Source organism: Kitasatospora sp. NPDC022785 (assembly GCF_055561295.1).
This window is the reverse complement of sequence record NZ_JBVHHB010000014.1, coordinates 194,068-210,055: the sequence shown is the minus strand read 5'-3', so window position 1 is coordinate 210,055 and position 15,988 is coordinate 194,068. Positions and strand designations below refer to the sequence as shown.

Here is a 15,988-nt window from a genome sequence, read left to right as displayed (position 1 = left end):
GTGTGGTTCGACGGCGGCCCCGGAGTCTCCGGCCGGCTGCTGCTGATGGCCCACCACCTGGTGGTGGACGGGGTGTCCTGGCGCATCCTGCTGCCCGACCTGGCCGCCGCCCACCAGGCCGTTGCCGAGGGCCGGGAGTTCGCCAAGGACACCGAGGGCACCTCGTTCCGGGCCTGGGCCGAAGGCCTCGTCGCGGAGGCCGCTACGGCGGAGCGTGCCGCGGAGCTGGACGTGTGGACCGGGATGCTCGCGGGGGAGGACCCGCAGCTGGGTGCCCGTGCGCTCGACCCGGAGCGGGACACTGCCGAGACGGCTCGCAGTCTGGCGCTGGAGCTGCCGTCCGAGGTGACCGGCGCGCTGCTGACCAAGGTGCCGGCGGTGTTCCACGCGGGTGTGAACGACGTGCTGCTGGCCGGGTTCGCGCTGGCGGTCGAGGACTGGCGGCGCCGCCGCGGCGTCCGGGCCACCGGTGCGCTGGTGGACCTGGAGGGCCACGGTCGCGAGGAACTCGTGCCCGGCGCCGACGTCTCGCGCACGGTGGGCTGGTTCACCAGCCTCTTCCCGGTCCGGCTGGACCCGGGCGTGCCGGAGGGCGCGTGGGACCGGGTCTGGTCCGCGGGCCCGGTGGTCGGCGACGCCGTCAAGGCCGTCAAGGAACAGCTGCGCGCCCTGCCCGACAACGGTGCGGGCTACGGGCTGCTGCGCCACCTCAACCCCGACACCGCACCCGTCCTGGCCCAACTCCCCACCCCGCAGATCGCCTTCAACTACCTCGGCCGCTTCGAGGCCGCGAGCCCGCAGGCCGTCGGTGCGGCCGCGGACTGGGCCCAGGCCCGGGAGACCAACGACGGCCTCAGCGGTGGCAGCGACGCCGGCATGCGGCTCGGGCACGCCCTGGTGCTGAACGCGGTGGCCGTGGACGGAGCGGACGGAACACAGCTCACCGCCGCCTGGTCCTGGCCGGCCGCGCTGTTCACCGAGGACGAGGTCCGGGACCTGGGCGAGACCTGGTTCCGCGCCCTGAAGGCCATTGCGGACCATGCCGAGGGCCCCGGCGCCGGCGGCCACACCCCCTCCGACCTGTCGCTCGGCGGCCTGTCGCAGGACGAGATCGACGCATTCGAAGACGAGCTCGGGTTCTGAGTGGAGAGCATGATGACGAACGGCAAAGAGATGAACAAGAAGCCAGGGCTCGAAGACATCCTCGGACTGTCGCCCATGCAGAAGGGCCTGCTGTTCCACGCGCTGTACGACCAGCAGGGCACCGACGTGTACACGATCCAGCTGGGCTTCGACATCGAGGGCGCTCTCGACATCGAAGCGCTGTCGGGTGCTGCCGCCGCGGTGCTCCGTCGCCACGCGAACCTGCGGGCGGGGTTCCTCTACCGGAAGACCGGCGAGCCGGTCCAGGCGATCCCGCGCGACGTGACGCTGCCGTGGCACGAGGTGGACCTCAGCGGCCTGCCGGACGGCGAGCGCGACCGGGAGCTGGCCCGCCTGGTGGAGGAGGACCGGACCCGGCGGTTCGATCTCGGTGCACCCCCGCTCATGCGCTTCACCCTGATCACCACAGGTGTGGACCGCTACCGGTTCCTGATCACCAACCACCACATCCTGCTCGACGGCTGGTCCATGGCGCGGCTGGTGGGTGAGCTCTTCGAGCTGTACGGGACCAAGGGCGACGTCTCCGCGCTGCCGAGGGTGACGCCCTACCGCGACTACCTCGCGTGGCTTGAGCGGCAGGACCGCTCCGCCGCCGAGGCGGCCTGGCAGCAGGCGCTCAAGGGGCTGGACGAGCCCACCCTGCTGGCCGGACCGGAGCTGCCCGAGCTGACGGCCTCCTCCGAGCACCACTCGGTCAGGCTGTCAGTGGAGGAGACTGCGGAGCTCGCCCAGTGGGCCCGTAAGGCGGGGGTCACCGTCAACACGGTCGTCCAGGCGGTCTGGGCCGTGCTGCTCGGACACCTGACGGGCCGCAACGACGTGGTGTTCGGAGCGACGGTGTCCGGCCGGCCGGCGGAGATCCCCGGCATCGAGTCGATGGTCGGCCTGTTCATCAACACCCTGCCGGTCCGGGTCCAGCTGGACCCGGCCGAGACCCTGGGTGCCCTGCTGGCCCGACTCCAGGACCAGCAGGCCGAGCTCATGCCGCACCAGCATCTGGGCCTCAGCGACATCCAGCGGCTCACCGGGCACAGCGAACTCTTCGACACCCTCGTCGTGTTCGAGAACTACCCGGTCGACTCCCAGCGGCTCCAGAAGTCCGCCGGCAACCTCGGCATCGTGGGCAGCCAGAGCCGTGACGACACCCACTACCCCCTCGGGCTCGCCGTCATCCTCAGCGACTCCATGGAACTGGCGCTGAGCTACCGCCCCGAGGCCGTCGCCCCTGGCCTGGTCGAGTTCGTCGCCGAGGGTCTGCTGCGGGTGCTGGGCGGTGTGCGGGCGAACTCCGAACTTCCCGTCGGGCAGCTGCGGCTGCTGGGGCCCCGGCGTGAGCAGCGCCTGTTGACGCTGGGGACGGGTGCCGAGGTACAGCCGACGCCGGCGCGCTCCGTGGTCGACGTGCTGGAGCAGCAGGCCGAGTGGACCCCGCACGAGCCGGCCGTGGTCTGCGACGGCGAGGCGCTGACGTTCGCGGAGTTCAACAGCCGCGTCAACCGACTCGCCAGACTGCTCTCGCAGGAGGGCAACGGCCCGGAGGGGATCGTCGCGCTGGCCCTGCCCAGGTCGCTGGAGATGATCGTCGCGATGTTCGCGGTGCTGAAGTCCGGTGCCGCCTATGTGCCAGTGGACCCGGAGTACCCCGCTGAGCGCATCGCCTTCCTGGTCGAGGACGCCCGGCCGGCCACCCTGATCACGCAGAGCGGCATCGCGGCCGGACTGCCGGACGTCCGGGCGGGGATGACCGAGGTCGTTCTCGACGCCACCGAGACGGTCCAGCGGCTGTCCGCGCTGTCCGACGCGAACCTGACGGACCTCGACCGGACGGCGGCGCTCACCCCGGACAGCCTCGCGTACCTGATCCACACCTCGGGCTCCACGGGCACGCCCAAGGGCGTCGCGGTCACCCACCGCTCGCTGCTGGGCCTGTTCCACAGCCAGCGGGCCGGCCTCATCGAGCCGGAGGTCCGGGCCGCCGGGGGAAGGAGGTTCCGGTTCGCGCTGAGCGCGGCGTTCACCTTCGACGCCTCGCTGGACGGCGTGATGTGGCTGCTGGCCGGCCACGAGCTGCACGTCATCCGGGACGAGGTGCGACGGGATCCCGACGCGCTGCTGCACTACGGCGCCCGCGAGGGCATCGATGTCCTCAACTTCACGCCGACCTACGCCCAGCAGATCCTGGCCGGCGGGGCACTGCAGGGCGACGGCCCCCGGCCGCGCGTGCTGCTGCTCGGTGGTGAGGCGATCGGCGACGCGCTGTGGCAGGAGCTGCGGGCGTTGCCGGACGTCGCCACCTACAACCTCTATGGGCCGACCGAGTGCACCGTGGACACCCTGTACTGCACGGTCGCGGACAGCCCGCGGCCGGTCGTCGGCGGCCCGCTGCGCAACGCTCGTGTGCGGGTGCTCGACGGCGCGCTGCGTCCGGTTCCGGAGGGGGTGACCGGGGAGCTCTACGTCGCCGGCGCCAGTCTGGCGCGCGGCTACCTGCGGCGGGCAGCCCTGACCGCCGAGCGGTTCGTGGCGGACCCCTTCGGGGACCGGGGTACGCGGATGTACCGCACGGGTGACCTGGTGCGCTGGGGCGAGGACGGACAGCTGGAGTTCGTCGGGCGCATCGACGACCAGGTGAAGATCCGTGGCTTCCGGATCGAGCTGGGCGAGATCGAGACCGTCATCGCCGCCCAGGCCCCGCTGGACCAGGTTGCGGTCGTGGTGCGCGAGGACCAGCCGGGCGTCAAGCGCCTGGTGGCCTACGTGGTTCCGGCGGCGGGCGGCGTGGACACCGACGCCCTCCGGGCCGCGGTCGCCGACGTGCTGCCCGAGTACATGGTGCCGGCCGCCTTCGTGACGCTGGAGGCCCTGCCGCTGATGCCGAACGGCAAGCTCGACCGCAAGGCCCTGCCCGCCCCCGACTTCCGCACCCTGGTCACTGGGACCGGTCCGCGCAATGCCCGCGAGGAGCTGTTGTGCGGGCTCTTCGCCGGGGTCCTGGGCCTGGAAGAGGTCGGGATCGATGACAGCTTCTTCGCCCTGGGCGGCGACAGCATCATCTCGATCCAGCTGGTCAGCCGCGCTCGGCGCGCGGGGTTGGTGCTGACTCCGCGGGACGTCTTCCGGCACCGTACCGTGCAGGCCCTGGCGGCGGTCGCGCAGGACGTGGACCAGGCCGCTCGGCCCACCGGTGGAAGCGGGAACGCGGACGCGGGGATGGGTCCGGTCCCGTTGACGCCGATCGTCCACCGGCTGCGGGAGGCTGGTGGGCCGATCGACGCCTTCAACCAGGCGATGATGACGCCCACCGAGGCCGGCTGCGGCGTCGCGGACCTGGCCGCCGCGCTGCAGGCGGTGGTGGACCACCACGACGCGCTGCGGATGCGGCTGTCCCGCTCCGGCGACAGCTGGGAACTCGAGATCGGCCCCCGGGGCGCCGTGCGGGCGATCGAGCTGCTGCACCGGGTGGACACCAGCGGGCTGTCGGACGGCGAAGTGCGCACGCTGATGTCCGAAGAGGCGCAGGCGGCGCAGGGGCGGCTGGACCCGGGCACGGGCCTGATGGTCCGGGCCGTCTGGTTCGACGCGGGCTCCGGCCTGCCCGGACGTCTGCTGCTGATCGTTCACCACCTGGTGGTGGACGGTGTGTCCTGGCGCATCCTGCTGCCCGACCTGGCTGCGGCGCTCGCCGCCGTGCGCGCGGGCCGGAAGCCGGAGCTGGAGCCGGTCGGGACGTCGTTCCGGGCCTGGGCCGAGGGCCTGGTGAAGGAGGCGTCGTCGCCGGCCCGCGTCGCCGAGCTGGAGATCTGGACCGGCATGCTCCGAAGCCAGGACGCCTCGCTCGGATCCCGTCCGCTGGACCCGCGACGTGACGTCGTGTCGAACGCGGCTGCTCTGGCGCTGACACTGCCCTCGCGGGCGACGGGTGCGCTGCTGACGCGGGTGCCGGCCGCCTTCCACGCAGGCGTGAACGACGTGCTGCTGGCCGGATTCGCCCTGGCGGTGGCGGACTGGCGCCGGCGCCGGGGGACGGAGGCCTCCGGGGTCCTGGTGGACCTGGAGGGCCACGGCCGTGAGGAACTCGTCCTGGGCGCCGACGTGTCCCGGACGGTGGGCTGGTTCACCAGCCTGTTCCCGGTCGACCTGGACCCGGGTGTGTCGACGGCCGAGGAGTGGGCCCAGGTCTGGTCCGGAGGCCCTGCCCTGGGTCGTGCCGTCAAGGCGGTCAAGGAGCAGCTGCGCGCGCTGCCGGACAACGGTGCGGGCTACGGGCTGCTGCGCCACCTCAACCCCGAGACGGCCCGGGTCCTGGCCGAACTCCCCACTCCGCAGATCGGCTTCAACTACCTCGGTCGGCTCGATGGCATCACGGAGGACGGCGGGGACCAGGCCGGAGCCGGGCTGGGCGGTGGGGCCGACGCCGGGATGCCGCTGTCCCACGCACTGGAGATGAACGCGATCGCCCAGGAGGGCATTGACGGCGTGCAGTTGGTGGCGAACTGGTCCTGGCCGCGGGAGCTGTTCGCCGAGGACGAGGTACGGGACCTGGCGCAGACCTGGTTCCGGGCGCTGGAGGCGATCGTCACCCACACCGAGGGACCGGACGCCGGCGGCCACACGCCCTCCGACCTCGACCTGGTCGAGCTCACCCAGCAGGAGATCGACGCGCTCGAGGCCGATCTGCCGCAGCTGATGGACGTACTCCCGCTCGCGCCGCTGCAGAAGGGCTTCCTGTTTCACGCGCTCTACGACCAGGACGGTTCAGACGTCTACACGGTCCAGATCGCGCTGGACATCGAGGGCGCGTTGGACGGTGCGGCGCTGCGGCTGGCGGCCGCCGCCCTGCTCGACCGGCACGCCAACCTGCGGGCAGCCTTCCGTGACCAGGGCAGCGGCGACGCCGTCCAGGTGATCCCGCGGCACATCGAACTCCCCTGGTCGGACCTCGACATCAGTGGACTGCCGGAGGCGTCGCGGCAGGCCGAGCTGGACCGCCTGACGGCCGAGGACCGTGGTCGCCGGTTCGACCTCGCCACGCCGCCGCTGATGCGATTCACCCTGATCGGACTGGGGTCGGGACGGCACCGGCTCCTGATCACCAACCACCACATCCTGCTGGACGGCTGGTCCACGCCGATCGTGCTGGGCGAGCTGTTTGAGCTCTACCGACGGCGTGGTGACGATTCCGGCCTGCCCAGGATCGCCCCCTACCGGGAGTACCTGGCCTGGCTGGCCCGCCAGGACCGGGCGGTGGCCAGGTCCGCCTGGACGCAGGCGCTCGAGGGCCTTGAGGAGCCGACGCTGCTGGCTCCCGCCGGTCCCCGGCGGGAGCCGGTGATCCCGGAGCGGATCGCGGTGGAGCTCCCGCAGGATCTGGCGGCCGCCCTGCGCGACCACGCCCGCGGACACGGTGTCACACTGAACACGGTTCTGGAGGCCGCCTGGGCGATCACCCTCGGGCAGCTGACCGGTCGGGACGACGTGGTGTTCGGCGCTACGGTGTCCGGGCGGCCGGCGGAGATTCCCGGCATCGAGACGATGGTGGGTCTGTTCATCAACACCGTGCCGGTCCGGGTCCGGTTGAACCCGGCCGAACCGCTCGGGTTGCTGTTGACCCGGCTCCAGGACCAGAAGGCCGAGCTGATGCCCTACCAGCACGTGGGCCTCACCGATCTCCAGGAGATCACCGGTCTCGGCGAACTCTTCGACACGATCGTGGTGTTCGAGAACTTCCCGATCGACGCCGACGCACTGGAGCACTCGGTCGGCGACCTCGCCGTGTCCCCGGTCGAGGGCGGCGACGCCATCCACTACCCGCTGGGTATCTCGATGATCCCCGCCGGTGACCGGCTGTTCGTCCGCGCCGACCACCGCCCGGACGTCTTCGACCGGGCGGCGGCGGAGCGGATCATCGACAACCTGGTCCGGGCGCTGGAGCAGCTCGTGCAGGGCACCGACGCGCCGCTGGCCCGGGTCACGGTGCTGCCCGAGGCGGAACGCGAGCGGCTGCTGCTCGGCGGCGGTGAGACCGCGCGGGAGCTGCCGGCGGACACCGTCGTGAGTCTGTTCGAGGCGCAGGTGGCCCGCGCGCCGCAGGCTCCCGCCGTGGACTCATCGGATCTGTCGGTGTCGTACGCGGAGCTGAACGCCAGCGCCAACCGACTGGCACGCCTGCTGATCGCCCGCGGTGTGGGGCCCGAGCAGGTGGTGGTCCTGGTGCTGGGCCGCTCGCTCGACCTGGTGGTCGCGCAGTTGGCCACGCTCAAGGCCGGTGCGGCGTTCATCCCCGTCGGACTCGACTACCCCGCCGAGCGGCTCGCCTATGTGCTCACCGACACGCGCCCGTCGGTGATCGTGACGACCTCGACGACGGCCGACGGACTGCCCGCCCACAGCTCGCCTCTGGTTCTGCTGGACACCGATGACGTCCAGGCAGAACTGGCGCGGCAGTCGGCCGACTCGCCGCGCGACGACGAGCGGACGGCGCGCCTCCTGCCGACCGGTGCCGCGTACGTGATCTACACGTCGGGGTCGACCGGGCAGCCCAAGGGGGTCGTGGTCTCCCACTGGAGCATTGCGAACTCGGCGGCGGCGCACATCGAGAACCTGGAGATCGAGCCCGGAAGTCGGATCCTCCAGGTCGCGTCGACGACGTTCGACCCGGCGATCGCCGATCACACCATGACCCTGCTCAGCGGTGCGACGCTGGTGCTTCCCGACACCGCCGCCCAGTTGGTGGGCGACGAGCTCACCGGTCTGATCGCCGACCGGGAGGCCACCCATGTGATGATGGCGGCCCCCATGCTCGCCACCATGCCGGAGGCGGAACTCCCCACCCTGCGCTGCGTGGTGACCGGCGGTGAGGCGTACGCCCAGGAATTGGTGGACCGTTGGGCCGTCGGCCGGCGGATGATCAACGCGTACGGTCCGACCGAGGTGACGGTCGCGGCGACGATGAGCGCGCCGCTGGAGCCCGTGTCCGGTACACCGCCGATCGGCCGACCACTGCGCAACACCCGGGTGTACGTGCTGGACGGGGCGCTGCGGCCGGTTCCGGTGGGTGTGGCCGGCGAGTTGTACCTGGCCGGCACCCAGCTGGCCCGCGGCTACCTGCACGGCCCCGGTCTGACGGCGGAACGGTTCGTGGCCTGCCCCTTCGGGGCCCCGGGTGAGAGGATGTACCGAACCGGGGACCTTGTGCGCTGGCGTGCGGACGGACAGTTGGACTTCATCGGCCGGGGCGACGACCAGGTGAAGATCCGCGGCTACCGGGTCGAGCTGGGGGAGATCGAGGCGGTCGTCGCGGCCCACCCGAAGGTGGCCCAGGTCGTGGTGGTGGTGCGGGAGGACCAGCCGGGGATGAAGCGGCTGGTGGCGTACGTCGTCACCGCGGCCGATGTCGCGGACGTGGAGGAACTGCGCGCGGCGGCGGCACAGGTGCTGCCCGAGTACATGGTGCCGACAGCGTTCGTGACCTTGGACGCACTGCCGCTGACGGCCAACGGCAAGGTGGACCGCAAGGCCCTGCCGGCCCCCGATCTCGGCGGATCCGCCGGCGGACGCGGGCCGCGTACCGCCGGTGAGGAGCTGCTGTGCGGGCTGTTCGCGGAGGTGCTGGGCCTGGAGAGGGTCGGGATCGACGACAGCTTCTTCGCATTGGGCGGGCATTCCCTGATGGCGACGCGGCTGGTGAGCCGGATCCGCTCGGTGTTCGGCGTGGAGCTCGCGGTCAGGTCGGTCTTCGACGCGCCGACAGTCGCCGGGCTGGTGGGCCGGATCGACTCGGCCGACGGTTCCCGTCGCCCGCTGAGTGTGATGGAGCGGCCGGAGGAGATTCCCCTGTCGCCCGCGCAGCTGCGCCTCTGGTTCCTGAACCGGTTCGAGGGCCCGAACGCGACGTACAACCTGCCGTTGCCGATCCGTCTGCTGGGCGATTTGGATCTCGACGCGCTGCGGGCTGCACTGGGCGATGTGGTGGCCCGGCACGAGAGCCTGCGGACGGTGTTCCCGGATGTCGACGGGCGGCCCCGACAGCTAGTCCTGCCCGTTGAAGGGGCGGCGCCGGTGCTGGTGGTGGAGCAGGTGATGCCGGAGGGCCTGGAGGACGGGGCGCGTGCCGCGGCCGGGCGGGGCTTCGACCTGTCCTGTGAGATGCCGGTGCGGGCACACCTGTTCCAGTTGGCACCGCAGGACCAGGTGCTGATGCTGGTGATCCATCACATCGCCGGTGACGGTTGGTCGATGGCGCCGCTGTCGCGGGATCTGTCACAGGCGTACCAGGCGCGCTGCGCCGGGGCGGCGCCGGGTTGGGAGCCGCTCCCGGTGCAGTACGCGGACTTCACGCTCTGGCAGCGTGAGGTGCTGGGCGAGGTGTCGGACCCGGACAGTGTGATGGCTCGTCAGCTTGACTACTGGAAGAGGGCGATGGCGGGAGCCCCGGAGGAGCTGGCGCTGCCCATGGACCGGCCCCGGCCCGCGGTGGCCAGCACCCGTGGTGACGAGGTGGGGTTCGTGCTCTCGCCGCAGGTTCACGAACGGGTGGCGGAGCTGGCCCGTCTGAGTGGCGCGTCGGTGTTCATGGTGATGCAGGCCGCCGTCGCTCTCCTGCTGGGGAAGATGGGCGGCGGTGAGGACATTCCGATCGGGAGCGTCATCGCGGGCCGCACCGACGAGGCCCTCGACGAGCTCGTCGGGTTCTTCGTCAACACCCTCGTCCTGCGCACGGACCTCTCCGGGGACCCGACCTTCCGCCAGCTGGTGGAGCGGGTGCGTGAGACGGACCTGGCGGCGTACGCGCACCAGGACCTGCCGTTCGAGCAACTGGTGGAGGAGCTCAACCCGGTCCGTTCGCTGGCCCGGCACCCGCTTTTCCAGGTGATGCTCTCCTTCCAGAACAACGCCGAGGTACAGGCTGAATTTCCGGGTGTGCGGATGGTTCCGTACCCGGTGGACCTGGACGTCGCGAAGTTCGACCTGTGGTTCCAGCTCGGCGAGGTGTTCGCCCCGGACGGAGCGCCGGCCGGGATCGGCGGAAAGATCGGTTTCGCCCAGGACCTGTTCGACCACGGGACGATCGATGAGCTGTCCGGCCGGCTGGAGCGACTGCTGGAGGCGGTTACCGCCGACCCGGACCTGCTGGTCGGCTCGGTCGACATCCTTTCTCCCGGCGAGCGCGACCGCATCCTGACCGAGTGGAGCGACACGGGGCGCTCGTTCGAGCCGGTGACGCTCGCGGGGCTGTTCGAGGCACAGGTGGCACGCACGCCGTCGGCGCCGGCCGTCGTGTCGGCGGAGGTGTCGCTGTCCTACCACGAGCTGAACGCCCGGGCGAACCTGCTGGCCCATGAGCTGATCGGGCACGGTGTGGGGCCCGAGCAGGTCGTGGCGCTGATGCTGCCGCGGTCCGTGGAGATCGCCGTGGCGCAACTGGCGGTGGTAAAGGCCGGGGGCGCGTTCCTGCCGGTGGACCCGGAGTATCCGCCGGAGCGCATCGCGTACATCCTGGCCGACGCGGCCCCGATGCTGCTGGTGACGGATGCGGAGCACGCGGGCCGGCTGCCCGAGGGCGTGACGGTGCCGCAACTGCTGCTGGACGGCGTGGAGCCGAGCGCGCCGTCGGGCCCGGCCGAGGGCAACCCGGGCGTGCCCGTGACGCCCGAGCACGCGGCTTACCTGATCTACACCTCGGGCTCCACCGGGCGCCCGAAGGGCGTCGTGGTGTCGCACCGGGGCCTGGCGAGCCTGGCCGAAGCGCAGCTGGCGGGATTCGGCGTGACCGGCGACAGCAGGGTGCTGCAGTTCGCCTCGCCGAGTTTCGACGCCTCGGTCTTCGAGATCTGCGGTGTGTACGCGGCCGGTGCGGCGCTGGTGGTGCCGCCGCGGGGAACGCTGGCCGACGAGGTGCTGGCGCGGGTGCTGTCGGATCACGGCGTGACCCACGCCGTGATTCCGCCGGCCGCCCTGGCGTCGGTGCCGGCCTGGGACCTCCCGGAGCTGCGCTCGCTGCTCGTCGCCGGCGAGGCGCTCCCGGCGGAGCTGGTGGACCGCTGGGCGACGGGCCGGCGGATGGTCAACGCGTACGGTCCGACGGAGACGACGGTGTGCGCGACGATGAGCGCGCCGCTGGAGGCGGGCTCGGGTACGCCGACGATAGGGACCCCGGTGTTCGGTACACGGGTGTTCGTGCTGGACCCGGCGCTGCGCCCGGTTCCTCCGGGTGTGCCCGGCGAGTTGTACGTTGCAGGTGAGGGCCTGGCGCGCGGGTACCAGAACCGTCCCGGCCTGACGGCCGAGCGGTTCGTCGCCTGCCCGTTCGGTGCCGCCGGCGAACGGATGTACCGCACCGGGGACCTGGTGCGCTGGCGTGTGGACGGGCGGCTGGAGTTCGTGGGCCGCGTCGACGACCAGGTGAAGATCCGTGGTTTCCGGATCGAGCTGGGCGAGATCGAGGCGGTCATCGCGGCCTACCCGCAGGTGGCCCAGGTCGCGGTGGTGGTGCGGGAGGACCGCCCCGGTGACAAGCGCCTCGCGGCCTACACCGTGCTGAAGCCGGGCTCCGACGTGGCCCCGGCGGAGCTGCGTTCGCACGTGAGCGCCGCGCTGCCGGCGTACATGGTGCCGTCGGCGTTCGTGACGATGGACGCGCTGCCCCTGACCGTGAACGGCAAGCTCGACCGCAGGGCGCTTCCGGCCCCCTCGTTCGCCGCCTCACCCGAGGGGCGTGGTCCCCGCACCATGCAGGAGGAGCTGTTGTGCGAGCTCTTCGCCGATGTGCTGGGCGTCGACAGGGTCGGGATCGACGGCAACTTCTTCGACCTGGGCGGCAACAGCATCATCTCCATCCAGCTGGTGAGCCGGATCCGGTCGGTCCTGGGCGTCAAGGTCAGCAGCCGCGCGGTCTTCGAGGCACCCACGGTGGCCGAGCTCGTCGAGCACCTCGGCAGCGACAGCGACCACGACAGCTTCGACGTCCTCCAGCCCATGCGGACCAGCGGGGACAAGCCGCCGATCTTCTGCGTGCACGCCGCGGGCGGACTCAGCTGGGGCTACGGGGTGCTCCTGAAGCAGATCCGCCCCGAGTACCCCGTCTACGGGCTGCAGGCCCGCGGGTTCCAACCGGGGGACGAGCCGGCGGAGGACATGGCGACCATGGCCGCCGACTACGTCGCGCAGATCCGGTCGGTCCAGCCCCACGGCCCCTACCACCTGCTCGGTTGGTCGTTCGGCGCCCTGGCGATCCACGCGATCGCCACCCGGCTGGAGGCGGACGGGGAGGAGGTCGCCCTGCTGGTCAACATCGACGGCCGCCCCTCCGAGGCGAGTTGGCTCGACGACTACGAGGGATTGGACGACCAGGACATCTTCCGCGTTCTGTTGTACCAGGCGGGACACGACATCGACTCGATCCCCGAGGACCAGGTGCTCGAACACGACGAGGTCATGGCCATCATCCGCGGCCAGGACAGCGCACTGGCGAGCGTCGAGCCGCATCACATCACGGCGTTCGCCAAGGTCATGGACAACTTTTACCGGATAGGCACGGATTTCGAACCCGAGGTCGTCAAGGGCAACCTGATGCTGTTCGTCTCGACGGCCGAGTCGGGCGAGGCGGCGGTCTCCCAGATGCACGACCTCTGGCGGCCGTTGGTCACCGGCCGGATCGAAACGCATCCGATAGCCGCACCGCACGGTGAATTGCTCCAGCCCCAACACGCCGAAGAGATCGGCCGGCTTGTCTACGAGAAGCTCAAGTCCCTCGGCTGATTGTCCTGCGTGAGGCCGGACCGCCCAGGAGGCCTGTTATGGCCAATCGGGTGGTCCGGCCACCGCGTCGATGGCAGCTTGCTGCGATTTCCTTGTGATCGGACCTCCGCTGAAGATTGGATGAGTGGCGGTTCAACTCCACTCGGACCAATGGTGGTTGGCTAGTCGGCAACTTACGGAGTGATGAGGCATGGACATAGCGATCTCTGCGGAGGGAATCCGCAAGAAATACGCCGAGCGTGAGGTGCTGAGTGGTGTCGACCTCTCCGTCCCGGCGGGAACGGTCCTCGGTCTTCTCGGACCGAACGGCGCGGGAAAGACCACCACGGTGCGTATTCTCGCCACGCTGCTGACCCCGGACGCCGGGCGAGTCACCGTGGCCGGGTACGACCTCGCCCGGGAGCCGAGGGAGATCCGGCGCCGCATCGGCCTGACCGGGCAGTACGCCGCGGTCGACGAGATGCTCACCGGACGGGAGAACCTCACGCTGATCGGCGTGCTGCTGCGCATGGGCCGCCGGCAGGCGCGGGCCCGCGCGGACGAACTCCTGGAACGGTTCGAGCTGACGGACGCGGCGAACCGCCAGTCCAAGACCTACTCGGGCGGCATGCGGCGCCGGCTCGACCTGGCGGCGAGCCTCGTCTCGGCTCCCGTGGTCCTCTTCCTCGACGAGCCGACCACCGGCCTCGACGTGACCAGCCGGATCGTGCTGTACCGGATGGTCCGAGAGCAGGTGGAGAACGGCGTGACCGTCCTGCTCACCACGCAGTACCTGGAAGAGGCCGATCAACTGGCGGACCGGATCATGCTGATCGACAAGGGCCGCTCCATCGCCGAGGGCACCCCGGACGAGCTGAAGCGCAAGGTCGGCGGTGAGCGGCTGGAGGTGTCCGTGGCCACCGACCTGGAACTGCCGGCGGTGGTCAGCGCGATGGGCGCGGTCGCGTCCGTGGAGCCGGCGGTCGACGAGGAGGCCCGCCGGGTCTCGGTCCCGCTGATCGGCGGGATGGAGAGTATCGCCGCGGTGGCCGCCAAGTTGAGGGCGGCCGAGGTGGAGCCCGTGGACTTCGCCGTGCGCCGTTCGTCCATGGACGACGTCTTCCTCGCTCTCACCGGGCAGGTCGCCGAGGTCGAGGAGGTGGGGCTGAACGACCGCAACGCCCGACAGACATCGCAGGGGAAGGCAGCAGCATGACGGACATCGCAGTCAGCCGAACGGACGGTGCCGGAACCGGCAGGCTCGCCGGCGCCATCAGTGATTCGGCCGCCCTGATTGGGCGTCAGATGCGACAGCTCAAGCGTACGCCCGAGCAGTTGATCACGCTCACCCTCATGCCGGCCGTGTTCGTCATCGTGTTCGGCTTCCTGTTCGGCAGCGCGATGAAGGTTCCTGGCGATATGAAGTACCAGGAATACATCATGGCCGGAATCTTCGTCCAGGTCGTTCTGGGGAACGTCGGGCTCACGGCCATGGGCGTGGTAACGGACCTCAACAACGGCCTGATGGACCGCTTCCGTTCGCTGCCGATCTCACGTTCGGCCGTGCTGATCGGCCGGACCACCAGTGACGTGATCGTAGTGGCCTGGAGCTTCCTGCTGATGTCGGTCATCGGCTTCGCCATCGGCTGGCGGACGCACGAGGGCTTCCTGTCGATGCTGGCTGGTTTCGGACTGCTGCTCCTGCTCGCCCTCGCGACGTCCTGGCTTGGGGCGCTGCTCGGCTTGGTGCTGCGCAACGCCGCGGCCGTGAACGGCGTGAGTGCCATCGTCGTGATGCCGATGTCGTTCCTGTCGAACGCGTACATTCCGCTGGACGGACTGCCCGGCTGGATGCAGGGGATCGCCGGCTGGAATCCGGTGAGCTCGGTCGTGCTGGCCAGCCGCAAACTCTTCGGAAACGCCGCACCGACGTCGGCCGTACAGACCTTTCCCATGGAGCACCCGGTGCCCATGGCCCTGATCCTGACCGGCGCTCTGATCGCCGTCGCGGTACCGCTGGCGACCCGGGCTTTCGAGAAGTCGGCCACCAAGAAGTAGAAACCGCTGGTTCGCAGAGATCCGGGCCTTCTCCCGTTCCACCGGGGGGAGGCCCGGACTCCGTCGCCGCCAATGGCGACCGCACCACCACGAACAAGAGTTGACAACGCGTCCGTACGGGGCGCAGAGGAGTGACACATGCAGGTCTCCGTCGGTGAGTTTCTCTTTGACGTCGAGGTGTCCGGCCCGGACGACGGCGAGCCCGTTCTCCTGCTGCACGGTTTTCCCCAGAGCCGGCATTCCTGGCACGCCATCGTGCCGGAACTGAACCGGGCCGGTCTGCGCACCATCGCGCCCGACCAGCGCGGCTACTCCGCCGGTGCCCGACCGATGGGAGCGGAGTCCTACGCGCTGCCATTGCTGGGTGGGGACGCCGTGGGCATCCTCGACGCCCTGGGGGTCGAGAGCGCCCATGTGGTGGGCCACGACTGGGGTTCGGTGGTTGCCTGGTACCTGGCCGCGGAGCATCCGAGCCGGGTGCGCACGCTGACCGCCGTGTCGGTGCCGCACCTCGAAGCGTACTGGTGGGCCCTGCGCCACGACCCGGTGCAACGTCAGCTCTCCCAGTACATCGCCTTCTTCGTCACCGAGGAGAGCACGCCGGCGATGCTAGCCGACGACGCGGCCATGCTGCGGTCCCTGTTCGGCACGTTTGTCGCCCCCGAACAGGTGGAGCGCTACCTCGCGCTTCACACCCAACCGGGCGTCCTGGATGCGACGTTGAACTGGTACCGCTCCGGCAGCCTCCTCGACTCGTCGGAGCGGCTCAGCCCGGTGTCGGTGCCCACCACGCTGATCTCGAGCGATGGCGACCGGGCGGCAAGCAGGATGGCCGTGGAGAAGGCCGCGGATTACGTCACCGGCCCGTACCGGCTGGTGACGCTGGAAGGCGTCTCGCACTGGCAGCCGGAGGAGGCGCCGGAGCGGATCACTGACGAAATCCTGGCCAGGGTGGGCCGGCCCTGAGAGCAGTGGCCTGAAGACACGTCAGGGGCGGTCCGAGAAGGACCGCCCCTGACGTGTCTTCAGG

General features: G+C 70.7%; 5 protein-coding genes. All 5 read left to right on the top strand.

The features are described 5' to 3' along the window. Window positions 1-1,143, top strand: a 1,143-nt coding sequence (locus ACZ3YO_RS22850; protein WP_465572179.1) for a condensation domain-containing protein, incomplete at its 5' end; no start/stop codon positions are given. 12 nt (window positions 1,144-1,155) lie between these two features. Beyond that, window positions 1,156-12,921, top strand: coding sequence for an amino acid adenylation domain-containing protein (locus ACZ3YO_RS22845; protein WP_465572176.1), 11,766 nt, complete (start codon window positions 1,156-1,158; stop codon window positions 12,919-12,921). Between the two features lie 190 nt (window positions 12,922-13,111). Beyond that, entirely contained in the window at window positions 13,112-14,116 is a 1,005-nt protein-coding gene (locus ACZ3YO_RS22840; protein ID WP_465572173.1) for an ATP-binding cassette domain-containing protein, read from the top strand. After that, complete coding sequence (locus tag ACZ3YO_RS22835) at window positions 14,113-14,958, top strand: ABC transporter permease (protein WP_465572170.1); 846 nt, start codon at window positions 14,113-14,115, stop codon at window positions 14,956-14,958. The genes ACZ3YO_RS22840 and ACZ3YO_RS22835 overlap by 4 nt, the downstream gene beginning before the upstream one ends. A 138-nt stretch (window positions 14,959-15,096) precedes the next feature. Next, window positions 15,097-15,924, top strand: coding sequence for an alpha/beta fold hydrolase (locus ACZ3YO_RS22830; RefSeq protein ID WP_465572167.1), 828 nt, complete (start codon window positions 15,097-15,099; stop codon window positions 15,922-15,924). Window positions 15,925-15,988 lie beyond the last annotated feature (64 nt).

Excerpts from the sequence above, each read along its gene's own strand:
- ACZ3YO_RS22830 (WP_465572167.1), top strand. The coding sequence starts at position 15,097 with ATGCAGGTCTCCGTCGGTGAGTTTCTCTTTGACGTCGAGGTGTCCGGC.
- ACZ3YO_RS22835 (WP_465572170.1), top strand. The coding sequence starts at position 14,113 with ATGACGGACATCGCAGTCAGCCGAACGGACGGTGCCGGAACCGGCAGG.
- ACZ3YO_RS22840 (WP_465572173.1), top strand. The coding sequence starts at position 13,112 with ATGGACATAGCGATCTCTGCGGAGGGAATCCGCAAGAAATACGCCGAG.
- ACZ3YO_RS22845 (WP_465572176.1), top strand. The coding sequence starts at position 1,156 with ATGACGAACGGCAAAGAGATGAACAAGAAGCCAGGGCTCGAAGACATC.